We start from the raw sequence: 25,046 nt of genomic DNA on the forward strand, positions 1-25,046 counted from the left end.
ACAGGTTAAGCGGTCAGATAAGAGGCGAGGGCATCGATGGCTTTTGCCGCCACAGCCTCGTGGGTGCCGTCAAATGAAGTGACCTTCACGTCGGCCAGAGCATATGTTGGATTGCGCGCATCATAAAGGGCTTTCAGCGTGCCAAAGGGATCTGCCGTGCGCAAAAGCGGGCGGGTGTTGCGGCGCGAGACGCGCTCAAACAGCAAATTGATGTCTGCATCCAACCACAGTGATATCGCGTGCCGTTTGATATTGTCGCGGGTTTCTTCATTCATGAAGGCGCCGCCACCAGTGGCAATCACGGTATTTTTGTTTTCGGTCAACAGCCGCGAAATCACCCGCACTTCCCCGGCGCGAAACTCGTCTTCGCCATGGGTTTCAAAAATATCGGGGATGGGCATGCCTGCCGCTTTTTCGATTTCGTTGTCGCTATCAATGAAGGGGCGGTTCAAATAGTTGGCGATGCGGCGGCCCACAGTGGATTTGCCGGCGCCCATCAATCCAATCAGCACGATTGGCTTGGTGCCCAGCTGTTGGTTGACCAGTTTGCTCTTTTCACTCACATCCGTGCTGGTCAGCCCGTCGCCCACTCTACTCTCCTTTGAATTCTACGCTGTTGAAGCCATTTGTTGGGTTTAATGTCAAGCCTTGTTGTCGGCGTGGTGGGCCTGTGCTTATTCACCACCTGCGCGGTAATTTCTTGAAATGATGGGCTAAATAAGCGAAAAAGGGGCCAATGGAGGGTGTCGATATGCCGACCTTGATCAGGTTTGTTGTGTTTTTAGCATTTTTGGCGGCGTTGGTTTTTGGGTCCATGGTGGCCCTCACCGTGTTTGTGGAGCCGACACCACGGGAAATGACCGAGCGCATTCCGGCGCGTGATTTATTTGGCAACAACACATAATGTCTGACCCTCATGAGCGTCATTTAGATTTATTTCTGGATATGATGAGCGCAGAGCGCGGTGCCGCACAAAACACGCTCGACGCTTATCAACGCGATTTGCAACAATATGTTGCCCATCTCAGCGAAAAGCGCACCTCTTTGCTGACCGTAGACCGCAATGGGGTGCAGGCCTATTTGATGCAGTTGGAGCGCCAAGGATTTGCCGCGACCACCCAAGCGCGACATCTGAGCGCCATCAAGCAATTCCATCGGTTTCTGGTGGCGGAAAATTTGCGCAAAGACGACCCCACCGCGATTGTGCCAGCGCCAAAGGCGGGGCAGCGATTGCCCAAAACGTTGAGTATTGATGAGGTTGATCGATTGTTTGATGCGGCGGAGGCGGCGATGGCACAGCCGGATTTGTCGCCCAAAGCGCAGCTGAAGGCAGAGCGTAATTATGTGTTGCTGGAACTGCTTTATGGCACGGGCATGCGGGTCTCGGAACTGGTTGCCTTGTTGCGGTCGGCGATTGTTAAGGAAGCGGCGATGCTGGTGGTGCGCGGCAAGGGTGACAAAGAACGTATGGTGCCGCTCAATGATCGGGCAAAGGATGCGCTTTTAAACTATTTGAAAAAACTCCCCCCGGGGCGGTTCGCCTTTCCCGCCAACACCAAAGAGGGTCATTTGGCGCGGCAGGTTTTTGCCCGAGAGTTGAAGCAAATTGCCATTGACGCGGGGATCGACCCAACAAAAATTTCACCGCATATATTGCGCCATGCTTTTGCCTCACATTTGTTGGAAAGAGGCGCGGACCTTCGGGTCGTGCAAGTCTTGCTGGGGCATGCTGATATTTCGACCACACAGATATATACCCATATATTGGATGAGCGCTTGACGCAGTTGGTGGAAAAGCATCATCCTTTGGCGCAATAGAGTTAACCGCGCACCCTTATGAAGCTTGACATTTAAGGGGCAAATCGCCACTTTCCGCGCCAAATGGCGTGAACGGCGCAAATAGGACATAAGTAAAGCTGGTAATTATGCAATCTTATCTTGAGTTTGAAAAACCTGTCGCTGATCTACAAGCGAAAGTACAAGAGCTGAAATCCCTTGCTCAAAGCGGTGAGGCGGTTGAAATTGAAGATGAGGTGAAGCGGCTGCAGCAGCGTGCGGATGAGGCGCTGGCGGATATTTACGCCAAGCTGACCCCGTGGCAAAAAACACAAATTGCGCGCCATCCTTCGCGGCCCCATTTTGTTGATTATGTCAAGGAATTGATCACCGATTTCACCCCGATGGCAGGTGACCGCAAATTTTCGGAAGATGCGGCGATCCAGGCTGGTTTTGGTCGGTTTGATGGCCAATCCATTGCGGTGGTTGGCATTGAAAAAGGTTCAGATACAGAATCGCGCCTGAAGCACAATTTCGGTTCGGCCCGCCCGGAAGGCTATCGTAAAGCCGTGCGGATCATGGAATTGGCAGATCGGTTTGATATTCCGGTTTTGTATTTGGTGGATACAGCCGGGGCCTATCCCGGTGTTGGCGCGGAAGAGCGCGGCCAAGCCGAAGCGATTGCCCGCTCAACTGAAAAATGCCTCGAACTGGGCGTGCCCAATTTGGCCGTGGTGACGGGTGAAGGCGGCTCCGGCGGGGCCATCGCCATCGCCGCCGCTTCAAAAGTGGCCATGCTTGAGCATTCTATCTACACCGTGGCGTCGCCAGAGGCTTCGGCTTCAATTTTGTGGCGTGATGCGGGCAAGGCGCAGGAAGCTGCAAACTCCATGAAAATCACAGCGCAAGATTTGCTGAAATTTGGTGTGGTGGATCAGATTATTGCAGAGCCGGCTGGCGGGGCCCACCGGCATTCAGCGCAAGTCATCGAGGCGACCGGCAATCTGGTGCGCGACTTTTTGAAAAGCTATGATGGAAAAGACCGCAAAGAAATCCGCGAAGAGCGGCGCGAAAAGTTCCTGAATATTGGTACTAAAATCACTTGATTGTGATTGCGCTTTGCGGCGCAATTGCTTCACGTTAACGTCCTATTATGTGTAAAGATTTACACATAATTAGGGGCAAGGTTGAGCCAACAGCGCGTCGGGGACTATTTGTGGCCAAAGCAACACGCATCACTAAACTCGTATTTTTGTTCACTTCGCTACTGTTTGTGGCAGCGTGTACCACTGGGTTTGAAGACCGTGGTAACATTCCCCTATCGTCTTTCACCACAGCCCAGTTGGAGGGCATGGGCTCTTCACCCGGGGCGCCGATGATTATTCGCATCTTTAAGCAAGATAGCGAGCTTGAAGTGTGGAAACAGGTGAAGGCGACTGGCAAATATGAGCTGTTCCGCACCTATGATATTTGCGCCTGGTCTGGTGATTTGGGCCCTAAATTTAAAGAGGGCGACCGGCAATCGCCTGAAGGGTTTTACGAAGTGACGCCGGGGCACATGAACCCGCGCTCCAACTATTTCTTGTCATTCAATCTTGGCTTCCCCAACAAGTTTGACCGCAGTCATGGCCGCACGGGTTCGAACATCATGGTGCATGGCGACTGCACTTCGCGCGGCTGCTATGCCATGACGGATGAACAGGTCGGTGAGATTTATGCTTTGGTGCGCGAGAGCCATAGCGGTGGCAATCGGTCGGTGCAGGTGCAGGTTTATCCATTCCGCATGACGGGGAAAAACCTGGCGCTCAACGCCAGCAGCCCGCATATGGCGTTTTGGAAAAACATCAAAGAGGGCTACGACATTTTTGAGGTCAGCAAGACCAAGCCCCAGTGGGATGTATGTTCAGGCGATTACAGCTTTAACCGCTCCGGGGCCTGTGGCGCGTCAACTTTGGATCCGGCGATCAAGGCAGCCGTGATGGCCAAGCAAGCCAAAGACGATGTCGCGTTTAAAGAGGCGCAGGCGGATATCGAACAAACCAAGTTGGATGAGGCTGAGGCTGAACAGCGGCGGCTCGAAGCAAAACAAGCCGCTGCGGAACGGCAAGCTGCGATTGAGCAGCAAACCTCAAAAGTGACGGGCTGGTTTGGCAGTTTGTTCGGCGGCGGCAGTGATGGCGCGCAAAGCGGCCAAACGGATCCGAACGCGCCAACACCGCCAGCACGCGACTGATCAGTTTAGTTTCTTGATCCAATAGCCAACGGTCTTGCCGTTGGGCAAAGATGCTTCGGCAATTTTGTCGAAGCCCATCTTTTGGTGAAAAGCTTCTGAACCGAGATTGGGCGGTTCACGGTTGATTTCACAGCCCACTATTTCTTGTCCATCAGCTTTGGCCGCATCAAACAGGGCTTCATAAAGGCTTTTGGCCAATCCTTGGCCGCGGGCGCGTGCGTCGGTCACGATCCGGTCGATATAGACAAAATTCTCATAATGGTCTTTGAACCAGCCGAAATTGATCCCGTCATGAGCCGACTGCTCATTCATGGCGATCAAGAACGCATCTGCTTCATCCACAACCTCCACGAAATAAGCCACATCCAGCAGCTTTTTCAGGTCTTCGGGCTCTAACCATGATGTTTCCACCTCATGGGCATTATTGAGGTTGCGCACCGCTTCCAACAATTGCGCATCGAATTCAGTTTCGCTCATCATTTCTCCTAAAGCGGCCAAAAGACCAACAAGGCGGGCACGGATATAGCCACAATCAAGATTTCCAATGGTAGACCCATGCGCCAGTAATCTGCAAAGGAATAACCACCCGGGCCCAGCACCAGCATATTGTTTTTATGGCCGATGGGGGTCAAAAACGCGCAAGAGGCGGCAATGGCCACGGCCATCAAAAAGGTGTCCGGGTTAACCCCCATTTGGCTGGCAAGGCCGACGGCAATGGGGGCCGCAACGATGGCGGTGGCGGTGTTGTTGAGCACGTCCGACAGGGTCATGGTCACGATCATGAGCAGGGTGAGGGCCACCCAGGCAGGCAACCCTGCGGTGGCCGCTGCCAAGCCATCAACAATCAATTGGGTGCCGCCGGAGCTTTCTAACGCGCTGCCTAAGGGGATCATCGAGCCCAGCAGCACCACAACGGGCCATTCGATTGTGTCGTATAATTCGCGGATGGGCACAATGTCAGTATAAACGAACACCACGGCCACCAGGGCGAGGGCGACAGGCAGATAGAGCCAGCCAATGCTGGCGGCAATCAGGGCGGCGGCAAATAGGCCAATGGCCAATCCGGCGCGCTCATATTGGGTCACTTGCAGGCCACGATCTGCCAAAGGCAAACAGCCCATGCGCGGGATCACATCGTCAATGGCCTCAGGCGCGCCGAGCAGCAGCAAAATATCACCAGGCTGCAGTTTGGTTTTGCGCACTTGTTCACGCTGGGTCTGGCCTTGGCGCGAAAGCCCCAAAAGCGACACGCCATAGCGCGACAGCAACCGAATATTCATCGCAGTGCGGCCAATCAAACGGCTGTCATTGCCGACCACAGCTTCGGCCAGCATCAGATCGCCGGACAGGGCGTTTTTAGACGAGGAGGCTTGGCCCTGATATTGCAGGCTCAATGCGCCGACCAGCGCGTTGATGGCAGCGGGTGCGGCTTCAATGATCAAGGAATCCCCTTCACGGATTTCTTCATTGCGAGCCCGTCCGGCCAATCGTTTGCCGCGACGGGAAAGCCCAAGAATGATGCAATCGTTTTCTTCCGCAATGGAATCCAAATCTTTGACCTGTTGGCCGATGGCGGATGAACCTTCGGCCACCACCAAATCGGCGACATAGCCTTCCAGCTCCATCAAATCTTGCGGCGAGTTTTTGGCTTTCTTTTGTTCCGGGATCAAGCGCCAGCCAATGGTGGACACAAAAATGATGCCGATGGTGGCAACAATGATGCCGACGGGCGCAAAGTCGAACATGCCGAAGGGTTCACCTAACGCCGACTCTCGGAAAGAACCAATGATGATGTTGGGCGGCGTGCCGATCAGGGTCATCAGCCCGCCCAAAATGGTGGCGAAGGAAAGCGGCATCAGGGTTTGACCCGGCGTGCGACCCGCCTTTTGCGCGGCTTGAATGTCTACAGGCATCAGCAGCGCCAGCGCGGCCACATTGTTCATAAAGGCGGAAAGTATGCCGCCAATGCCACCCATAATGGTGATGTGCATGCCAATGGAGCGGGAGTGATCGATCACCGAGCGGGTGATCAGGTCCACAGCGCCTGAATTGGTGAGGCCGCGTGAAACCACCAGCACCAGCGCCACGATGATGGTGGCCGGGTGGCCAAAGCCCTCAAAGGCAATTTCGGTTGGAACGACCCCGGCGATCAGACCGGCAATGAGGGCGGTGAACGCCACCAGATCGTAGCGCCATTTGCCCCACAGCAGTCCCACAAAAACCAGAAAGAACAAGCTAAACAGAATAATTTGATCGAGCGTCATAAAAGGGGGCTCCCAACCTGCCACTTTCCTTTGTCAATTTTGGCGCATGATGGCAAACTGTGGCGCGTGTGGCCAGTCTTTTGACGGGAAAGTTTGCCCCAAATTGGGGGCAGAAATGAAATAAAGAGATGGTTGAAAGTTTAAAGAAAGAAATTGCAGCTTGCACCCTTTGTTTGCCGCATTTGGCGCATGGGGTTCGGCCTGTAGTGCAATTGAGTCAAAAGGCAAAAATTGCCATTGCCGGACAAGCGCCGGGGCGCGTGGTGTATGAGACGGGATTGCCGTTTAACGATAAAAGCGGGGATCGATTGCGCGAGTGGCTGGGGGTGACCCGCGACCAGTTTTACGATCCTGACCTGTTTGCGATTGTGCCCATGGGTTTTTGCTATCCGGGCACGGGCAAATCCGGTGATTTGCCACCGCGGCCTGAATGTCGCGCCACCTGGCACGACCGGATTTTTGAAGAAATGGATCAGCTTGAATTGATTGTGGTGATTGGCGCTTACGCCGTCGACTATCATTTGGGCAAGCGGGCCTATAAGACCCTCACAGAGACCGTGAAAAACTGGCAGGACTTTCAACCCCGCCATATGGTGCTGCCGCATCCCAGCCCGCGAAACAATATATGGTTGCGGCGCAACCCATGGTATGAACAAAGCATTGTTCCTGCACTTCAAAGGCGTGTCGATTGTCTGCTCTCTTAAAGCCGCCGCATTTTCGGTCAGTATTGTTTCATTACGCCGCCGTTGGGTTGCAGCTTCCGCCGCAGCTTTTATCACCCTTTTTGTTTAAGACAGGCACGGCGCCCTATTTCGACAATGAGTCGTCAAGTGCTTGGTTTTTGGCGCAACTTGCTGCGGCAAAAAGCTATTTGGAATATGGCAGCGGCGGCACCACTTTTGCAGCGGCGCAGTTGAAGAAACCGTTTTTCAGCAAAGAGAGCGACCTGAGATTTTGTCGTAGCGTTGCACATTCCATCGCCGCTGCGGGATTGTCGGCGCCAGAGCAAAATCTGGTGCATGCCGATATTGGGCCGACGGAAAATTGGGGCTATCCAGGCGGATTTAGGCGACCCAATTCAACGCGATTGGCAAAGTTTGATGCCTATTCGGATTTTCCAGAAATGGAGGTCGCGCCAGATCTGGTATTGATCGACGGGCGGTTTCGCGTCGCCTGTTTTCTCAAAGCAATCAAAGCGCTGGATGGCGCGCGCGACTATACCATTATTGTCGATGATTATGTGGATCGGCCACACTATCATTGCATTGAGCAGTTTGTGCCAAAAGCGCATATGGTGGGGCGAATGGCAGTGTTTAAGCCCGCACCGATCACTGATCTGGAAGCGCTTGAGCGTCAACTTGATGCCTATCGGTACGACCCAAGATAGACGTGCTTGGCATTCGCAGATATTTGCAATGTGGCGCTTCTTGCCTATCATTGCACATCGCTTTTGAGGAAAACGCCAATGCCCACGCCAACCCCCTGTCTTTGGTTTGACAACAATGCGGAAGAGGCCGCGCGCTTTTATTGCTCCATCTTTGAGCGTGCAGAAATGCTGCATCCCGCAGAACCAACACCCAAAGGGGCGCATCTGCCCTTCATGTCAGATCCGCAAGTGGCAAAAGCGGCCACAGAGGCCAAGTTCAAAATGCGCAAAATCATTGTGGCGGATTTGGAAGCGGTGGCAGATGCGGCGCGCTAGCTAGTTCGGCTTTTCCAGCACCAGAAAAATAAAGCGCGGTTGGGTGGTGAGCTTTTTGTAAGCGTTAGGAAATTGCGCCTCGGTTTCTGGCAGCGGCATGGGTTCCTTGATCCTATCGATCTGCAACCCAGCGACTTTGATCTCCTCGACCATTTGGGTGAGGGGGCGCCGCCAATAGCGCACATAAAGGGTGCCATCCGGCTTGTCCCAGCTATCTTCAATCAGCGTATGGGCGAAATAGTTTTCGCCCCCGGCCAATTCATGATCCATAAAAGGATGGTGGGTGGAGATCACCACTTCGCCACCGGGCTTGAGCAATCGATAAAACTCACTGAGCGGTGTTTGCCAATGTTCCACATAGTGCAGGGCCAGCGCACATAGAATGCGGTCAAATTGCGTGTCTTGATAAGGCAGGGGTTCTGCCAGGTTCGCTTTTTTAAGGCTGACCCGATCGCCAAGCGCCTCTTTGGCAAAAGCGAGCATATTTTCGCTCATGTCAAAGCCATGCACGTTTGCGCCTTTGGCCAACAGGTCGGCACAATGCTTGCCACCACCACAGCCCGCGTCCAGCACCGTTAAGCCCTTCACATCGCCCATCAGCTCTATAGAGTTGGGGCGTTCGTAAAGATCGTTCCACGGGCTTGTCTTTTCGGCGTCGTAAATCTTTGCGAGCTTGTCGAAATCTGTGGCGGTCATTTGGTTCCCCTAGAGACAAAAAAGGCGCTTTGGATAAAGCGCCTTTTGAAATTATTCTGCCTTGCTTGGCGACTAGTAAGCGCCGTGGCAATGCTTGTATTTTTTGCCTGAACCACAAGGGCATGGATCGTTGCGGCGCACTTTGCCCCAATTCTCCATGTTGAGATCGCTATCTTCACCCACTTCGTTTCTGCCGGTTTGCGGGTTGATATGGCTTTCTTGCATTTGTGGCATTTCGGGCTCTGGTGGCCGCATTTCGATTTGCACATGGCTGATCTGGGTGATCACCAATTCGCGCAAGCGGTCCAACAGGCCTTGGAACAATTCATAGGCTTCTTGCTTATATTCGTTCAGCGGATCGCGCTGGGCAATCGCGCGCCAACCCACCACTTTGGACAAATGGTCGAGGGTCACAAGGTGTTCGCGCCACAGGCCGTCCAATGATTGCAGCAAGAACTGCTTTTCAATCTGGCGCATAACGTCTGGTGTGTATTGCGCTGCTTTTGCGGCGGCGGCTTCATCGGCAACTTTGGTGAGGCGCTCGGTGACTTCGGCAACGTCGATGCCTTCTTCTTCCGCCCATTTGTCCGTATGAACCTCAATATTGAGGTATGTTTTGGCCGCTTCGTTCAGGCCTTCAGTGTTCCATTGCTCAGGATAGGCCCGTTCAGGCACAAAGCGCTGGATAATGTCTTCCACCACATCGTGACGCATTTCGGTGATGGTTTCGCTGACATTGTCATCATCCATCAATTCAAGGCGCTGTTCAAAGATCACCTTACGCTGATCATTCATCACATCATCATATTTGAGGATGTTTTTCCGAATGTCGAAGTTGCGCGCTTCCACTTTGGATTGTGAGCGTTCAAGCGCACTGGAGACCCATGGGTGAGAAATGGCTTCGCCATCTTCAAGGCCCAATTTGGTCAGCATGGATTCCATGCGCTCGGGCGCAAAGATCCGCATCAAATCATCTTGCAATGACAAGTAGAATTTCGAACGGCCCGGATCGCCCTGACGGCCAGAACGGCCACGCAACTGGTTGTCGATCCGGCGTGATTCATGGCGCTCGGTGCCCACCACATAAAGCCCGCCAGCGGCGAGGGACTTTTGCTTGTTTTCTTCAATCTCGGCTTTGATCGCTTCGATCTTTTTCTCGCGCTCTTCGCCTTCAAGGCCATCACATTCAAGATCAACGCGCATTTCCAAATTGCCGCCGAGCTGAATGTCGGTACCACGGCCTGCCATGTTGGTGGCGATGGTCACGGCGCCGGGCATGCCGGCATTGGCGATGATGTGCGCTTCTTGCTCATGCTGGCGCGCGTTCAAAACTTTAACGTCTTTCACGCCTTCTTTTTCCAGCATCTTGGCCAATTGCTCAGATTTTTCAATCGAGGTGGTGCCCACCAAAACAGGCTGGCCCTTGGGCTGGCACGCTGCCACTTCTTTGGCGATGGCTTCGTATTTTTCTTCTTGGGTGCGGTAGACTTCGTCTTCCTCATCAATCCGTGCAGTTGGCCGGTTGGTGGGTACAGTCACCACATTGAGCTTATAAATGTCGGCAAATTCTTCGGCCTCGGTGGAGGCGGTGCCGGTCATGCCAGCCAGCTTGTCGTAAAGCCGGAAATAGTTTTGGAATGTGATGGAGGCCAGCGTTTGGTTTTCAGGCTGAATTTCAGCGCCTTCTTTGGCTTCCAATGCTTGGTGCAAACCTTCGGAGAACCGACGGCCCGGCATCATGCGGCCGGTAAACTCGTCCACGATCACCACTTCATTGTTGCGCACAATATAGTCTTTGTCGCGGGTGAAGAGTTTGTGGGCGCGCAACGCAGCATTCAAATGGTGCACCACTGAGACGTTCTCAACGTCATAAAGGCCTTCGCCTTTGATCAGCTCCTCCTTACGCAGCACCTCTTCCAGTTTTTCAATGCCTTGGTCGGTGAAGGTGGCGGAGCGTTGCTTTTCGTCAAGCTCATAATCGCCTTCTTCCACCAAGGGGATCAGGGCGTTGATTTTGACATAGAGGTCGGAGCGGTCTTCGGACGGGCCCGAAATGATCAAGGGCGTCCGCGCCTCATCGATCAAGATGCTGTCCACCTCATCGACGATCGCAAAATTATGGCCGCGTTGCACCATTTGCTCGCGCGAGTATTTCATATTGTCGCGCAAATAGTCGAAGCCGAATTCGTTGTTGGTGCCGTAGGTTACGTCCGCTTGATAGGCCGCGCGACGTTGATCTTCTGAAATGCCATGGATGATGACGCCGGTGGTCAGGCCCAAAAAGCTGTAGACCTGGTTCATCCATTCGGCATCACGCTTGGCCAGATAATCGTTCACGGTTACAACGTGCACGCCTTTTTCGGCGATGGCATTGAGATATACCGCCAATGTTGCCACCAGGGTTTTACCCTCACCAGTGCGCATTTCAGCGATTGCATTGTCGTTGAGCACCATGCCGCCAATCAGCTGCACATCATAGTGGCGCTGACCGAGGGCGCGCTTGGCCCCTTCGCGTACAACCGCGAAGGCCGGGACCAAAAGATCCTTTAGCGTCTTGCCGTCTTTATATTCTTGCTTGAATTGTTCCGTTTTCGCGCGCAGTTCATCGTCGCTCAGCGCTGCGATTTCCGGCTCCATCGCGTTGATCGCATCAACCAGTGGCTGATATTTCTTGACCTGACGATCATTTGCGGAACCAAAGATTTTTTTAGCCAGTGCAGCTAATGCCATGACAGATGTCCTTATTGATGCCTCAAAATCGGGTTTTAGGCCCTTAAGGCGACAGGAATGTGTTCGTTTTTTAAATGTGACACGATCAAATGCCACATTTGGCCACTAAAAAAGCAGCGTTGGGAGATGTAGTGCTGGCAAAGTGTCTTGTCAACGCTTCACAAATCACGCAAACCTCACAGCTAATTGTATCTGGCCGCAAAAATGGCCAGCCACACAAAGAAAAGGAACGTCTTATGACCGGAATGCTTTACCAACTGAAAAACTTTACCTCAGCGCTTGTCTTGGGAGGGGTTGTTGCCGTTGGTTCGGTTTTTGCGGTCTCTGGTGCGCTGGCGCAGGACGCCACTCAGCAGCAAGCGCCTCAATTTGATCCGGACAAAGTGGTGGCTAAGGTTGGCGATTCAGCCATCACTGAGCTTGACCTTATTTATGCCATTGAAGATTTGGGCCAAGATATTGCACAGATCCCACCGCAACAGCGTCGGCAGTTTGTCATTCAAATGCTGGTGGATATGAAAGTGATGGCGCAAGTGGCGCGGGATGAAGGCATGGCGGAGAGCGAAGTGTTTGAACGCCGCAAAGCCTATCTTGAAGACCGGGCATTGCGCCGGGCCTATTTGGAAGAGGTTGTGGCCAAGTCGATCACCGATGAAGAGGTGAAGGCTGAATATGATGCCATCTTCAAAGATTTTGAAGGTCAGGAAGAGCTGCGCGCGCGTCATATTTTGGTGGAAACTGAAGAAGAAGCGCAAGCATTGGTTGAAGAGATCAATGGCGGCGCTGACTTTGCGGAAACAGCAAAAGAAAAATCCACTGGCCCGAGTGGTGCACAAGGCGGCGACCTTGGTTATTTCAAACAGGGCGACATGGTGCCTGAGTTTTATGAAGCCGCAAATGCGTTGCAAGTTGGCGATGTTTCTGCGCCCGTGCAATCACAGTTTGGCTGGCACGTGATCAAGCTGGAAGACCGCAAGGCTGCTGAGCCGCCTGCATTGGCACAGGTTGAGCAACAAGTGCGTCAGCGAGTTTTGGCGAAGAAATTCGAAAAAATCGTGGCGGACAATAAAGAAAACATCACCGTCGAAATCGTAGAATAGGACAGCCTTGATGGAGTTGGACATCTCGCCATTGGCGCCCGCGCAATTTGCTGAACTCAACGACATTGATGGGGTGGATATTTTCACCACATCAATTGCTGGCGGCTATAAGGGCCGTGATAATTTGTTGCTGGCTAGATTTTGCGAAGGCACGAGCGTGGCCGGGGTGTTCACCACGTCTAAATGTGCGTCTGCACCCATTGATTGGTGCAAAGCCTATATCGACAATGGCGTTGCCCGGGGCCTGATGGTCAATGCGGGCAACGCCAATGCCTTTGTTGGCAAGGTGGGGGCGCAAACGGTCGAGCAGACAGCGCAAGCCGCTGCGGCCTTTATTGGCTGTACCCCGCAAGAAATCTTTGTGTCGTCAACCGGGGTGATTGGCGAGCCACTTGATCCGCAACCCATGATGGATGCGCTGGCTCAATTGGATGACGCAAAACGGGGTGGATATGAAGCCGCCGCAAACGCCATCCGCACGACAGACACCTATGCCAAGGGCGCCGGGGCGACGTTGGATTTGGATGGGGTGGAGATCAATATCTCAGGCATCGCCAAAGGGTCAGGCATGATTGCGCCGAATATGGCGACGATGCTGGCCTATGTCTTTACAGATGCGCCGATCGCGGCCGATATTCTGGACGCGCTGCTTAAGCCTGCCAACCGCGCCAGTTTCAATGCCATCACTGTCGATAGCGACACCTCTACATCAGATTGCTGTTTGGTTTTTGCCACGGGCAAAGCTGACATTGACCCGATCACCAAATTGGATGACCCGCGCTGTGCGCTTTTTGCTGAAGCGTTGCGTGCTGTTCTGCATGATTTGGCGTTGCAGATTGTGTGCGACGGGGAAGGGGCGCAAAAGCTGATCATTGTGAAGGTTGAGGGCGCAACATCTGATCAAAGCGCCGATGTGATCGCCCGCTCAATTGCCAATTCGCCCCTGGTGAAAACCGCTGTGGCGGGGGAAGACGCCAATTGGGGACGGGTGGTGATGGCCGTGGGCAAGGCTGGTGAGCCAGCGGACCGCGACAAGCTACAAATTCGATTTGGCGATCTTTTGCTGACCGACCAAGGCCAGCGCTCCCCCCATTATCGGGAAGAAGATGCGGCAGCCTACATGAAAAATGATCAGATCGAGATTGGTGTTGATCTGGGGCTAGGCGATGGCGCCGCCACCATCTACACCTGTGATCTGACGCACGGATATATCACCATCAATGGCGATTACCGCAGCTAAGCGACAAAGGATAGATGAATGAGCACTGACAAACCGCTTTTGGTTGTGGTGGCCTGTGCCTTGATCGATGCAGATCGACGGGTGCTCATTGCCCAGCGCCCAGAAGATAAAAATATGGGCGGGCTTTGGGAGTTTCCTGGCGGCAAGCTGGAAAAGGACGAAAGCCCGGAAGAGGCGCTCATTCGCGAATTGCGTGAGGAGCTGGCTGTTGAAACGCAAGAGGCGTGCCTGGCGCCGTTGACCTTCGCTTCCTTTTCTTATGAAAGTTTTCACCTTCTCATGCCACTTTACGTTTGTCGGAAGTGGCAAGGCACCCCGCAAGCGCTTGAACATCAAGCGTTGAAATGGGTGCGCCCGCAAAAGCTGCGTGACTATGATATGCCCCCGGCGGATGAACCATTGATCGCCCATTTGTGCGATCTTTTATAGGGCACAAAGGGGCGGATATGGCTATTCTAAAGCGATTTTGGGTCGATGAAAGCGGCGCTACAGCAATTGAATATGCATTGATTGGCACCCTTGCTTCAGTGGCAATTTTGGGCGGCGTTATGGCCCTTTCGGGCAATTTGGGCCTTGTTTTTGACGCGGTTGCCACCGCCTTCACCAATGCGATGCCGAGCTAGTTCTCACCCGACTTATCGCCCAACACATCCTTTAGGCTTTTGGTGGCGCTGCCCGGGCGCAGCGGTTTTTGCTGACTTTCGTGCGGCGTCCATCCCATCAACCACAGCAGATCAAGGGTCGCGCGACAGCGGCCATCTTCATCGGTGAACTGATCCGCATAAAATTCAACCACCTTGGTCAAAAGGCCGCGGCTGACAAAGTTTTGTGGCCGTTCGAGCAGTGGGTTTGATGCCCCGAACTGGCGCAGCTCTTCCATCAGGGCGATGGGATGCCCATAGCGCACCACATGATGTTCCAAATCTGTTACGGGGAGGGCAAATCCGCCCCGTTGCAACAAAGCGCCGCCATCACGAATGTCGATAAAGGGCGCGACGCGGGCATAGGCGCCGCCTGAATGGGCGACATCAGCGTTGAGCCATGCTTGGCGCAATTCGGTGAGACTGTCGCCGCCAAGCGCGGCCACAACACAAAGCCCATCGGGGCGCAAATAGCGCTGCGCCTGGACGAAAAAGCCCGGCACATCATCCATCATATGTAGATCCGCCAGCGACACGATTAGATCATAATCATTATGAGGCAAATCAAGGCGCGCGGGATCGTAAAAAGGAACGTCGCCTTTTGCGTCGGACGGCAGAGTGAGGCCATACTCGAAATTGATTGGCCCTTCTGCTGATTTGATGTTTTGCGCAAAAAAGTCGGGGTGTGGGGCCAGTAATAGCGCTTTCTCAAATTTCCGGGTGATGGTGCTCAAACGATCTTTCAGATCATTGATCATTAGATCGGCGATAAAATTGTCTGGCCCTGAGGCGGTTTGGAAAATGCTGGCCTTTTGCAATCGTTTTGCAATAAGCTCCCGATCAAACAATTTTTTAACCTGATTTTTTTGTGCCATTGAAAGACCTTTCATGTCAGGGCGTTGGACCGGTAAAGGCATCGCAAACGCTACAAATGCGCGGGTAGTGCGGACATTCAAAGCATTGTCGCTTGGGGTGTTGGATAGGGTTTTTCCCCCGGTGTGTCTAGCCTGCGATGCGGCAATTTCTGACCATCAGCATCTGTGTGCGCCCTGTTGGGCGCAATTGTCGCCGATCACTGCGCCGATTTGCCCCGTGATGGGCTTGCCCTTTGCCATGGATTTGGGGCGCGACGCCAAAAGCGCTGAGGCGTTGGCGCAGCCGCCAGCTTTTGATCGGGCGCGCTATGCGGTGCGGTTTAACGATAAAGCGCGGGAAATTGTTCATCATTTGAAATATCGTGATCGCCACGATATGGCGCGGTTTTGTGCCCGGATGATGGCGCATGCGGCACCCGAATTCTGGGCGGGCGACGGGGTGATTGTGCCGGTGCCCTTGCATTGGCGGCGGCACTTGTCGCGCCGCTACAATCAATCCGGGTTGCTGGCCCGCGCATTGGCGCGAGAGACGGGGCTGCCGGTGGATTTTGAACTGGTGCGGCGTATTAGATCGACCCAACAACAGGTGGGGTTGTCGGCCAGGGCGCGGGCGCAAAATGTGCGTGGCGCGTTTGCGGTCAATGAAATGGCGCTGGAGCGGCGTTTGGGGCGGCGGATCATATTGGTGGACGATGTGATGACGACCGGGGCCACAATCACAGCCCTAGCCAAATTGCTTCGTTCGCATTATATCACTCAAGTTGATGTTATTTGCTTTGCGCGGGTTACCTCCCAACCCTGATGGCGCAAACGAAGAGTATGAGAAGTGAAATATGCCGAAGATTGAGCTTTATACAACGCCAACTTGCCCCTATTGCTTGGCCGCAAAGGCGTTGCTGAACAAAAAAGAAGTTGCCTTCACCGAGATTACTGTGGTGGGCCACCCGCAAGAGCGGGAAAAAATGATTGCGCGTGCCAATGGCAAACAAACGGTGCCGCAAATCTTTATCGATGATTTTCATGTGGGCGGATTTGATGAGCTTGCCGCGATGGATCGTGCAGGCAAGCTTGACCCGATGCTTGAAGGGCGTGCCGCCTCCTAAATGAGGTGAAACCAATGAAAATTGCCGCACTGCAAATGCGCAGTTCCATGCAGGCTGATGACAATATTGACGCCATTGCGCAGGCGGCGCAGGCTGCTGCCTCGCAAGGGGTGAGCTATTTGCAAACCCCGGAAATGTCGGTGATGTTTGCCGAGCGGCGTGCGCAGCTTGATGATTGGGCCACGGACGAGAATGTCGAGCGCACCCTTGGCGGATTGGCAGATATTGCGCGTAACAATGCGCTGTTTTTGCATGTGGGCTCGATGGCGGTGCCCGCCGGTGATGGTCGGCTTTACAACCGCGCCTATCTGTTTTCGCCCAATGGTGATCTGTTAGAGACTTACGAAAAAATCCATTTGTTTGACGCGGACGTGGAAGGGGACGATCCCTATCGCGAGAGCGACAATTATCGGCCGGGCGAGCGGGCGGTTGTGTGTCCTGTTGGGGCGCTGAACCTTGGTTTTTCTATTTGCTATGACATGCGGTTTGCCCATCTTTATGCGGCATTGCGCGAGGCGGAAGCCAATGTGATGGCGGTGCCTGCGGCGTTCACGGTGCCAACGGGTGAAGCCCATTGGCACGCCTTGTTGCGGGCGCGGGCGATTGAAACGGGCAGCTTTGTGGTGGCGGCGGCGCAAGGTGGCGCGCATGAAAATGGCCGCAATACCTATGGTCATTCGCTCATTATTGACCCGTGGGGGCGCATTTTGGCCGAAAAAGCGGACGATGAGCCCGGTTTGATTATTGCGCCGCTCGATTTAAGCCTTATAAAGGAGGCCCGAATGCGGTTGCCGACATTTGCCAACCGGCGTGAATTTTCGTTAAGCGTTAACCGACACATGTCATAATCGAGATGTATCGTTAAGTTAAAAGGTGAACTTCGTGATTCAGTATTCGCTCATCTGCGAGAATGATCATAAATTTGAAGCGTGGTTTAAAAATGCCAGCGCCTATGATGTGCAGTCTGAAAAAGGCGTTTTGGAATGCCCTTTGTGTGGCACCCGCACAGTCAATAAAGCGCTGATGGCACCCGCCGTGGGCAAAAAGTCCAATCAAAAAGCTGAAGCCGCACCACAAAAGACCATGGCGTTGTCTGCTGGCCATCCTGAGCAGCAAGAAGTGCGCGAAGCCTTGCGCCGTTTGCGCTCCAAAGTGGAGAGCGAGGCGGAATATGTGGGCGATCGGTTTGCCGAAGAGGCCCGCAAAATGGCTGACGATGCCGAGCAAAAGCGCGGTATCTATGGCGAAGCCACAGCCGAAGAAGTTACCTCATTGATTGAAGATGAGATTGACTTTATGCCGCTGCCTCGCCTGCCCGAAGAGCATAATTAGGTTTTAGCTGTGCGGCAGTTTTGGTTGCTGCGCTTGCTTTACGGCACCCCGGTATTTTTTACGCGCCGCCACCGGTCGCTTTGCTCCCGTCCCCGGCACCCCCGGGATTTTGCGCGCCGCCGTCGTTCGCTTCGCTCACTACCCCGGCATCCCCGCCAATTGGTGCCCCTCACAAACGCAGTGCAAGTGAGGGAAAAGAGTGGACGAGCATAGCGAGGACCCCGAAACCTTCAGGTTTCGCGCCGTCGCAGGCCGATGCGCAGCAACGAATAGCCGTGAGACAAAACTAACTTACCACCCCGCGCCAAGTGATACACCGCTCGACCATCATCCGGCCTGGTGCCCCCAAACCCATACCTACTCTGCATTTTCCTCATTGGCTTGCTCCGTCGCCCATTGTCCGGCGGCCTCAACAGCAATTGGAGAGGCCGAGGGGACGACGCCGAGATAGCTTTCTGTCTCGCTTGGTGGGGTGATCGGGCGCTGGGTCATCCGATAGAGCGCGAATAAGGTGATGAATAGGCAGGTGGTGGCGAGCATGATCCAGAACATATGGGAGCCAAACATCTGCATCACGGTACCTGCCGCCAGCGGGCCGAGGATCGCGCCAAGGCCAAATGTGAGGGCTAGGCCGCCCGAGGCCGCGGGCATATCTTCGGTTGGCAGCGCATCGTTTACATAGGCGAGCAGCAGCGCATAGAGGGGCATGGTCACCCCGCCTGAGAGGAAGGCGATGGCCAGAAGCGCGGGTTGGTTGTCGCCGATGCTGGCGCCAATCAGGCAGAAGATTGCCCCGAGGCCGGAGGTGGCGAAAATGACATAGCGCCGGTCGACCCGGTCGGAGATCCAGCCAATGGGCACCTGCATCAGTAAGGGGCCGGTAAACAGCATGGCCATAAGCAGCGCCACCTGGGGCGGCGAAAGACCAATGCGCGCGCCATAGACCGGGCTCATGCCAGCTTGCGTCGCGTAAATAGTGCCGAGAAAGAAAATGCCGACGGTGCCGAGCGGCGACCCGCGAAACAGCTCAATCAATGGCATGGGGCGCGACATTTCAGCTGCGGGTGTGGGCGAGACTGACAAGAGGATAGGCCCAAATGAAATCGACACCAAAATAGAGGCGACGATAAAAAGCGACGCGGTTGCTGCATCGCCGAGGGCAAGCAACCCCTGGGCGCCGATAACGCCGAGCGTTTGGGCAATCATATAGATTGAAAGAATTTGACCACGGTTCTGGTTGGTGGCTTCGGCATTGAGCCAGCTTTCCGCGGTCACATAGATGCCCGCCATGCAAAACCCGATCAAGACGCGCAGGACGATCCACGCCCAAGGCTCGACCACCAGCGTTAAAGCGATAAGGCCTGCAGACATAAAGCTACCCACCGCCGCAAAAGCACGCACATGGCCCACGCGCCGGATCATGATTGGCGCCGACCGTGCGCCCAATAAAAAGCCGCCGAAATAAGCAGATGTGACTACGGCCAGCGCACTGGCGGAAAAGCCTTCAATGTCGCCGCGCACACCCACAAGCGTGAACTGCATGCCATTGCCAAGCATGATAAAAAAGATACCGACGAGTAGCGGCAAAATGCCGAGATAAAGCTGTTTCATGTGGTCGCGTCCGCACACTATTTGGTGTGATCAGGCTAACACGATTTGCGATTTGCCGCATTCGATTTTCGTTGGGGCGGGGCGCTTAACGTTGGTGCCGTGCTGACCGGACGAGAGCTTGGGTCATCGATTTATGTTGATACAGGTCAAAGAGCGGTACGGGCGAAGCTGCTATTGCTAAGGTGAGGCAATGTCAGAGGACGTTCGTCATTTCATCTTGGACGGCTTTGCTGTTGTCTCTTTGTCGCACCGCCTTTTCTTAAGTCTGAGTCAATCAGGGCCTTGCGCAAATTTTTGAGAGTTTATTTCAATATCGCAAACCGAGGATTGAGAAGGGACGAAGACGATGCAAGCACACGATATTATGACACCTAAGGTGATTACGGTGGAGCCGACCACGACAGTGGAAGAGGTATCCCATTTGATGATCGAGCACCATGTCAGTGCCCTGCCAGTTGTTGACGCTGAAGGGACGGTGCTGGGCATCGTCAGTGAGGGCGATTTGCTGCGGCGTGTTGAGGGCGCGAGTGACCACAAAAAGTCTTGGTGGTTGCGGTTTTTTGCCAACACGGATGACTCGGTGAAAGAGTTTGTGGCGTTGCGCGGTCGCTATGCGAAGGACGTGATGACGAAAAACGTCATTTGCGTTGATCCGGAAATGCAGGTGGGTGAAGTGGCGCGCATCCTTGCCAAAAACCACATCAAGCGCGTGCCGGTGGTGCAAGACAACAAGTTGCAGGGCATCGTCAGTCGCGCCAACCTGATGCATGCTTTGGCGGCGGTGCCGGCCCGATCCCTTAAATCGGTCTCGACCGATGTGGAAAAGCGCGACATCATACTGGAAGCCTTGTCTGCCGTGCCCAATTTAAACGTCAGCCACCTCAATGTGATTATTGATGGTGATGAAGTGGAAATTTGGGGTGTTGCCGCTTCCAATGAAGAAGAAAATGCCATGAAAATCGCCTTGGAAGGCATCGATGGCGTGAGCAAGGTCAACTTCAATTTGGGCCGCTTGCCCGGCTATGCCTGGGCGATTTAGAGCTTGGGCAGCACGTCTCGATCCCGGCCTTGAGCCGGGATCAATGGCAGTTTTGAATTCCGGCCGATACCAAAGCGCACAATTAAGCGGCCGCCGTTACATAGGCATTATTGGTCGCGACCTGTTCGATTTTGAAGGTGTCGACGATGTTGTCGAGATTGTGCGCCTGACTTTCACACTGCTCAATTGCCGCATTTGTTTCTTCAACAAGGGCAGCATTCTGTTGCGCCATTTCATCAATTTGCCGCACGGCAAGACCAACTTCAGAGAGTATTGAGGCTTGTTCCGTCATGGCAACAGAGATCTCTTCAACCAAGGCGCTGCTGTAGGAGATTTTTTCTACGATCTGCCCGACCTGGCCGCTGGCGTCGGCCACCAGCTTGGTGCCCTGCACCACTTCCTGAGTTGATTTTTCAATCAGCTCTTTGATTTCGCGTGAGGATTCTGCCGCGGATTGGGCGAGACGGCGGACTTCCACCGCAACGACGGCAAAGCCTTTGCCCGCTTCTCCGGCGCGTGCTGCCTCCACCGACGCATTCAAGGCAAGCAAGTTGGTTTGAAACGCGATGTTGTCGATAACCGTTATGATGTTTGAGATTTCCGTCGCTGATGCCGCAATGCCTTCCATGGCGCGATTGGCATTGCCCATGACTTCACCAACCGCAGTGGCGTCGCGCGAGACCTGCGTGGTTGCATTGGCGGCTTCGGATGCCTTTTTTTGCGTGTCGCTCACACCCGCTGAAATGCCTTCGACAGAGGCGGATGTCTCTTCAACAGCTGCCGCCTCTTTTGCTGTGCGATCACTCAGATCATTTGCCCCGGCCAAAATTTCAGTGGTTGCTGCGCGCAACGACATGGAGGTTTCTCTTAGGCGCTGCACAATCGACTTGAACCGGTCCATAGTTTTATTGATGGCTTGGCGAACCTCGTCCAACTCCCCTTCGAAGGGGATGTCGATTTTTTGGGACAAATTGCCTTCACTCATGCGCTCTAGCGCGTGGCCGAGTGCAACGACCGCCTTTTTCCGTCCTGTGACATCGGTGGCGTATTTCACCACTTTAAAAGGGCGCCCGTCCGCATCCAGGATTGGGTTATAGGACGCTTGAATCCAGATGGAGTCTCCGTCTTTTCTCACCCGCTCATATTCTGCCGAGTCAAATTCGCCCCGTGCCAGGCGCGCCCAAAACTCTTTGTAATCGCTGCTGGCCGCTTCTTCCGGCTTCACAAAAATACGATGATGCTGACCGACCACTTCATCGAGCTGATAGCCAAGAGCATCAAGAAAATTCTGATTTGCGTGCAGTATGGTGCCGTCCAGGTCAAATTCGATAACGGCTTGCGAGCGTCCAATCGCGGTGATTTGGCCGTTCGTATCTGCGGCATGCAGTTTTTGCTCGGTAATGTCGGTGGCGAATTTGACCACCTTTATCGGTTTGCCGTTGGCATCGAAAATCGGGTTGTAGGAGGCTTGGATCCAGACCTCGTCGCCATTTTTGTCAATGCGCTTGTACTGATCAGCAAAGAACTCACCCTTCGCCAATCGGGCCCAGAATTTTGCATAATGCTCACCGGCCGCATATTCGGGTTCAACAAAGATGCGATGGTGTTGGCCGACGATTTCGTCCAACTCATATTTCAGCGTTGCCAGGAAGTTTGAGTTTGCCGATAGAATAGTGCCCTCAAGATCAAATTCGATCATGGCTTGCGATCTCGAAATGGCGTCAATAATTGACCGCGCTTCATTTGCGTCGACGGACTTTGCCTGTCCAAAAAGATGCCCAAACATCACAACCTCTTCTTTAATTTGATGACAATTTTAGGTTGATATTGTTAACAAGTCTTGTTTCAGCCGCTGAAAAACTTGTTAAATTTTAACCATTTTGGATATTTTGCCGCGCATTTGAGATGGCGCTGCGTGCCGGCGGGGAATTGCAAGCCTCTTCGTTAAAACCGGGACTTTTGGGCACGGGATGCTGGGCATAGTGCCGCCGCGCTGTGTCAAAGTATTGAGATAGGGCGACCGCACACCCTCCCGTCCTTACCGGGCATGACCCGGTAATCCATGTAGCAGCTGGGTTTCCCCCGGGGCTGGGTGGGTTCGCACCATGCGCAACAAGATGAACGGCGCATAATGTGACCTGCGTGGGTGAGCGTGCTGTTGCCTGCGCTGCCTGGACCCTCGGGTCAAGCCCGAGGGTGACGGCGGGGGAGGCGATGAAAGGCTTTCAATGGATGGGGCCATCCCGGCCCTGAGCTGGCACCAATTGCTAGGTCGGTGTTTTGCTCGATGATCGCCATAAACCCAGCCGTCATTGCAAGACTTGATCTTGCAATCCAATTGCGATCTCAAAATTCTGAAGCGCAAGCGGAAAGAACTACATTTATCAGCAAGCGGGCAACTCAAATGGATTACCGGATCAAGTCCGGTAATGACGATAAGGTAATTGGTGCGCGCTTCGCCCAATCAGGCATGTTGTGAAACGACTTTAGTGATCTGCTTTGAGCCCGTTTTGGACATTATCGGATTTGGTCGCTTCCAAAGTTAGACAACTTGAGTAATATCAAAACCATAAATCAGGGGAACAATCAGGGAAGCGTGCGTGCCAAAAGAGATTGAAAAACTGCCTTGGTATCGTTCCAAGAAATACAAGGGTAATTTGACAGAAAACCAAAAACGTCAACTCGATGGATTTCGTATGCAGGAAAAACACCCCGCTACCGATCCCGATAGTTTACCCGGAGATGTTCAAAGTTATATCAACTCGCTTGAGTTTGATCTGATTGAACTTAAGAGAAATAGCTCCTTCTACGGTGCTATAGCGGCCACTGCTTTTGCGATTGCATTGGCATATTATTATTACTTAGGAAATGGATATTTCCACACCTTTGTTGGATACGCATTTTCAATAGGGCTAATAGTTTTTGCTTGGTGGCAACATCACAAGAAGAACAAAGCTCTCTTAGAGGAACTAACACCATCTGACTCTTACGATCCAACTGCAGAAGCTATCAAACGCGAATGGGAAATTACATATTCCGTAAATACCCCCAAAGATACTTAAAGGGACAAAATGTTTTGGAAGCGAAAAAATAAAAGCGCTGAGCCAGAAATCATCACAACTAAAGTAACCCCAATGCCAGAAAAATCAGCATCTGAGAGGATGATGGATTCGGCAGAAATAATCGCAACCGAATTGCGTAATTACGAGCAAGAAGCGCTAAACCTAGAAAAAACCGAGCCAGATGCAGAATTATTGGAGGCTCAAGAAAAGCTGGAGGCCGCCCGAAAGATCGTAAGAGATGGTCGCCTTGCCTATGCCTTAGTACGCCAATTAGTCGATCATATAATGCACTGGTCGTCTTGGGTGAAAATGGATGACTTTCAAAAATATGTACACTTCGACGCTAAGAATGTGTCTGCGTCACGCACTAAATCCGAAGGCGAGTCTGGAAACATCAATACGGACACGATCTCTTTTACTTTTGAAGGATCAAAATACTGTTGTGTAATTCATGACCAAGGATACTCCTCCGCTCCCGATAGCGCATACAAATTTGGAGAAGTTGAATTTTGGGCTAATGAAAAACTGGCCTTAAAGCTCTCGATGGTGGAGGACTATTCAAATGAATACTCAAGATGGGAATTTAGCGATGTAATGGCATTTCATTCAGGGAAATGGATGACCGCACTTCTCAAGATTTCATCGCAGATTGAGCAACGACAACAAGAAGGGGTGGACAAGTTTTCTGATGATCGCGTGAAAGAGGCTGGCGCCAACATCAATCTCGATTCGGATAGCTAAAGAAGCACTGCTCTGCTCTCAATCATCATGCGGTTGATCTCTCGACCATCTGATAAAAAGCATCGGGCAACGGTACGTCCGAATTTATCGGAATCCACTTTTTCGCATGTGATTTTTTGCCCCTTGGCAATATCAAACAAATAGTTGGTTGCCGCTTGGTCCGCACAACCGCCGCAGGACTCGTCCCGTCAATGCCTACCCCTTCACCTTCTCCGCCAGCATCATATAATTGACGCTCATATCTTTTGATTTTTTCCAGCTATCTTCAAGCGGGTGATAGCTCACGCCGAGGCGATCTTTGATCTGCATGCCGTTGCGCTTGAGGTTGGAGGTGATTTCTTCCTGGGTCACCAGCATGTCGTAGGAGTGGGTGCCTTTGGGCAGCCAGCGCAAGATGTGTTCCGCGCCGATAATAGCGAGGGCCACACCTTACTAGGTATGACATGCAATTATGGGTTCACTTGAAAAACCCCATATGTACTTAAATAAAAATATACATATACAAGGGTGATTATCAAAACTACTGTTATAACTGCATAATATATCTTTTTGGGAATGCGGTCTTTTAAGAAATCAAGAAATACATTCAATGGATCTGGCAATGGATCTCGCATTTTTCCTCGACTAAAATTCCCAAGTTTGCTCTTAATTATTTCAAACAATATGTTAAATAAATGGAATTAGATCCGCTTCGATACATAATAATTCCCTCCAAACGCATCAAATACAGGCGTCCTCGATATTTGCGCAAAGAGAATGTCTATGTAACTACCATTCTAACAAAGTTTTGAATATAGATTTTTGGGCGTTGTATAATCGCAGCAGTTTGCGAAATAGATTTGCTCCAGAGCTTGCGCCAATCTTTCGTTGGTTAAGCTTTTCCCAAAGTGGCGCCATTTGG

27 protein-coding genes are annotated in these 25,046 nt (G+C 52.9%); 18 read left to right on the top strand and 9 right to left on the bottom strand.

Going from position 1 to position 25,046, the window contains the following annotated elements; all coding sequences use genetic code 11:
• Positions 1–5: 5 nt before the first annotated feature.
• A complete protein-coding gene (locus G549_RS0117225) occupies positions 6–590 on the bottom strand; it encodes a shikimate kinase (RefSeq protein ID WP_027836066.1) in 585 nt (194 codons plus the stop codon).
• Between the two features lie 161 nt (positions 591–751).
• On the opposite strand from G549_RS0117225, the gene G549_RS21575 reads away from it, so the two are divergent.
• From G549_RS21575 to G549_RS22130, 4 genes are all read left to right on the top strand, one after another.
• Positions 752–904, top strand: coding sequence for a hypothetical protein (locus G549_RS21575; RefSeq protein ID WP_051214091.1), 153 nt, complete (start codon positions 752–754; stop codon positions 902–904).
• Positions 904–1,818 carry a site-specific tyrosine recombinase XerD gene (locus G549_RS0117235; protein ID WP_027836067.1) on the top strand — a complete coding sequence of 305 codons (915 nt, stop codon included), beginning with the start codon at positions 904–906 and terminating at the stop codon, positions 1,816–1,818. The genes G549_RS21575 and G549_RS0117235 overlap by 1 nt, the downstream gene beginning before the upstream one ends.
• A gap of 107 nt (positions 1,819–1,925) precedes the next feature.
• Positions 1,926–2,882 carry an acetyl-CoA carboxylase carboxyltransferase subunit alpha gene (locus G549_RS0117240; RefSeq protein ID WP_027836068.1) on the top strand — a complete coding sequence of 319 codons (957 nt, stop codon included), beginning with the start codon at positions 1,926–1,928 and terminating at the stop codon, positions 2,880–2,882.
• A gap of 110 nt (positions 2,883–2,992) precedes the next feature.
• On the top strand, positions 2,993–4,009 hold the full coding sequence (locus G549_RS22130) for a L,D-transpeptidase family protein (RefSeq protein WP_051214068.1): 1,017 nt from the start codon (positions 2,993–2,995) through the stop codon (positions 4,007–4,009).
• Here G549_RS22130 and G549_RS0117250 read toward each other — a convergent pair whose 3' ends face one another.
• Both G549_RS0117250 and G549_RS0117255 read right to left on the bottom strand, forming a co-directional pair.
• On the bottom strand, positions 4,010–4,486 hold the full coding sequence (locus G549_RS0117250; RefSeq protein WP_051214070.1) for a GNAT family N-acetyltransferase: 477 nt from the start codon (positions 4,484–4,486) through the stop codon (positions 4,010–4,012). It abuts the gene before it with no gap.
• 8 nt (positions 4,487–4,494) lie between these two features.
• Positions 4,495–6,273 carry an SLC13 family permease gene (locus G549_RS0117255; RefSeq protein WP_027836070.1) on the bottom strand — a complete coding sequence of 593 codons (1,779 nt, stop codon included), beginning with the start codon at positions 6,271–6,273 and terminating at the stop codon, positions 4,495–4,497.
• Positions 6,274–6,401: 128 nt separating this feature from the next.
• Here G549_RS0117255 and G549_RS0117260 point away from each other — a divergent pair, with 128 nt between their 5' ends.
• The 3 genes from G549_RS0117260 to G549_RS20900 all read left to right on the top strand — a co-directional run bounded on the left by G549_RS0117260 (position 6,402) and on the right by G549_RS20900 (position 7,975).
• A complete protein-coding gene (locus G549_RS0117260) occupies positions 6,402–6,977 on the top strand; it encodes a uracil-DNA glycosylase family protein (RefSeq protein WP_027836071.1) in 576 nt (191 codons plus the stop codon).
• Positions 6,962–7,660, top strand: a complete 699-nt coding sequence (locus G549_RS20895; RefSeq protein ID WP_051214072.1) for a hypothetical protein — start codon at positions 6,962–6,964, stop codon at positions 7,658–7,660. The genes G549_RS0117260 and G549_RS20895 overlap by 16 nt, the downstream gene beginning before the upstream one ends.
• 78 nt (positions 7,661–7,738) lie before the next feature.
• Positions 7,739–7,975: a VOC family protein gene (locus G549_RS20900; protein ID WP_036223421.1), complete on the top strand. Its 237-nt coding sequence runs from the start codon at positions 7,739–7,741 to the stop codon at positions 7,973–7,975.
• On the opposite strand, the gene G549_RS0117275 is transcribed toward G549_RS20900, so the two are convergent.
• Both G549_RS0117275 and secA read right to left on the bottom strand, forming a co-directional pair.
• A complete protein-coding gene (locus G549_RS0117275; RefSeq protein ID WP_027836073.1) occupies positions 7,976–8,671 on the bottom strand; it encodes a class I SAM-dependent methyltransferase in 696 nt (231 codons plus the stop codon).
• Between the two features lie 72 nt (positions 8,672–8,743).
• Positions 8,744–11,401 carry a preprotein translocase subunit SecA gene (gene secA / locus G549_RS0117280; protein ID WP_027836074.1) on the bottom strand — a complete coding sequence of 886 codons (2,658 nt, stop codon included), beginning with the start codon at positions 11,399–11,401 and terminating at the stop codon, positions 8,744–8,746.
• 236 nt (positions 11,402–11,637) lie between these two features.
• Here secA and G549_RS20905 point away from each other — a divergent pair, with 236 nt between their 5' ends.
• From G549_RS20905 to G549_RS21725, 4 genes are read left to right on the top strand one after another with little or no spacing between them, the layout of a single operon-like run.
• Positions 11,638–12,501 (top strand): peptidylprolyl isomerase, encoded by an 864-nt coding sequence (locus G549_RS20905; RefSeq protein ID WP_162889109.1) that lies wholly within the window; start codon positions 11,638–11,640, stop codon positions 12,499–12,501.
• A gap of 10 nt (positions 12,502–12,511) precedes the next feature.
• Complete coding sequence (argJ, locus tag G549_RS0117290) at positions 12,512–13,741, top strand: bifunctional glutamate N-acetyltransferase/amino-acid acetyltransferase ArgJ (RefSeq protein ID WP_027836075.1); 1,230 nt, start codon at positions 12,512–12,514, stop codon at positions 13,739–13,741.
• Between the two features lie 18 nt (positions 13,742–13,759).
• Positions 13,760–14,170 (top strand): (deoxy)nucleoside triphosphate pyrophosphohydrolase, encoded by a 411-nt coding sequence (locus G549_RS0117295; protein ID WP_027836076.1) that lies wholly within the window; start codon positions 13,760–13,762, stop codon positions 14,168–14,170.
• A gap of 17 nt (positions 14,171–14,187) precedes the next feature.
• Positions 14,188–14,364: a Flp family type IVb pilin gene (locus G549_RS21725; RefSeq protein ID WP_084634244.1), complete on the top strand. Its 177-nt coding sequence runs from the start codon at positions 14,188–14,190 to the stop codon at positions 14,362–14,364.
• On the opposite strand, the gene G549_RS0117305 is transcribed toward G549_RS21725, so the two are convergent.
• On the bottom strand, positions 14,361–15,257 hold the full coding sequence (locus G549_RS0117305) for a methyltransferase domain-containing protein (protein ID WP_027836077.1): 897 nt from the start codon (positions 15,255–15,257) through the stop codon (positions 14,361–14,363). The genes G549_RS21725 and G549_RS0117305 overlap by 4 nt on opposite strands.
• Before the next feature lie 13 nt (positions 15,258–15,270).
• Here G549_RS0117305 and G549_RS20910 point away from each other — a divergent pair, with 13 nt between their 5' ends.
• Genes G549_RS20910 through G549_RS0117325 form a run of 4 tightly spaced genes read left to right on the top strand, consistent with a single transcriptional unit; the run spans position 15,271 to position 17,692 of the window.
• A complete protein-coding gene (locus G549_RS20910; RefSeq protein WP_084634245.1) occupies positions 15,271–16,059 on the top strand; it encodes a ComF family protein in 789 nt (262 codons plus the stop codon).
• 31 nt (positions 16,060–16,090) lie between these two features.
• Positions 16,091–16,360, top strand: coding sequence for a glutaredoxin 3 (gene grxC / locus G549_RS0117315; RefSeq protein ID WP_027836078.1), 270 nt, complete (start codon positions 16,091–16,093; stop codon positions 16,358–16,360).
• A gap of 14 nt (positions 16,361–16,374) precedes the next feature.
• Positions 16,375–17,208 carry a carbon-nitrogen hydrolase family protein gene (locus tag G549_RS0117320; protein ID WP_036223424.1) on the top strand — a complete coding sequence of 278 codons (834 nt, stop codon included), beginning with the start codon at positions 16,375–16,377 and terminating at the stop codon, positions 17,206–17,208.
• A 34-nt stretch (positions 17,209–17,242) separates the two neighbouring features.
• Positions 17,243–17,692, top strand: a complete 450-nt coding sequence (locus G549_RS0117325) for a DUF1178 family protein (protein ID WP_027836080.1) — start codon at positions 17,243–17,245, stop codon at positions 17,690–17,692.
• Positions 17,693–18,049: 357 nt separating this feature from the next.
• Here G549_RS0117325 and G549_RS0117335 read toward each other — a convergent pair whose 3' ends face one another.
• On the bottom strand, positions 18,050–19,303 hold the full coding sequence (locus G549_RS0117335; RefSeq protein ID WP_027836081.1) for an MFS transporter: 1,254 nt from the start codon (positions 19,301–19,303) through the stop codon (positions 18,050–18,052).
• Positions 19,304–19,649: 346 nt separating this feature from the next.
• Here G549_RS0117335 and G549_RS0117340 point away from each other — a divergent pair, with 346 nt between their 5' ends.
• Positions 19,650–20,342, top strand: coding sequence for a CBS domain-containing protein (locus G549_RS0117340; protein WP_027836082.1), 693 nt, complete (start codon positions 19,650–19,652; stop codon positions 20,340–20,342).
• 82 nt (positions 20,343–20,424) lie between these two features.
• On the opposite strand, the gene G549_RS20915 is transcribed toward G549_RS0117340, so the two are convergent.
• Complete coding sequence (locus tag G549_RS20915) at positions 20,425–22,128, bottom strand: methyl-accepting chemotaxis protein (protein WP_051214075.1); 1,704 nt, start codon at positions 22,126–22,128, stop codon at positions 20,425–20,427.
• Positions 22,129–22,942: 814 nt separating this feature from the next.
• On the opposite strand from G549_RS20915, the gene G549_RS0117355 reads away from it, so the two are divergent.
• Both G549_RS0117355 and G549_RS0117360 read left to right on the top strand, forming a co-directional pair.
• Positions 22,943–23,404, top strand: coding sequence for a hypothetical protein (locus G549_RS0117355; RefSeq protein ID WP_027836084.1), 462 nt, complete (start codon positions 22,943–22,945; stop codon positions 23,402–23,404).
• Between the two features lie 9 nt (positions 23,405–23,413).
• Positions 23,414–24,145 (top strand): hypothetical protein, encoded by a 732-nt coding sequence (locus G549_RS0117360; RefSeq protein WP_027836085.1) that lies wholly within the window; start codon positions 23,414–23,416, stop codon positions 24,143–24,145.
• 195 nt (positions 24,146–24,340) lie between these two features.
• Here G549_RS0117360 and G549_RS0117365 read toward each other — a convergent pair whose 3' ends face one another.
• Positions 24,341–24,571 (bottom strand): class I SAM-dependent methyltransferase, encoded by a 231-nt coding sequence (locus G549_RS0117365; RefSeq protein ID WP_027836086.1) that lies wholly within the window; start codon positions 24,569–24,571, stop codon positions 24,341–24,343.
• Positions 24,572–25,046: the final 475 nt, after the last annotated feature.

Source organism: Maritalea myrionectae DSM 19524, from assembly GCF_000423365.1.
Classification (GTDB): Bacteria; Pseudomonadota; Alphaproteobacteria; order Rhizobiales; family Devosiaceae; genus Maritalea; species Maritalea myrionectae.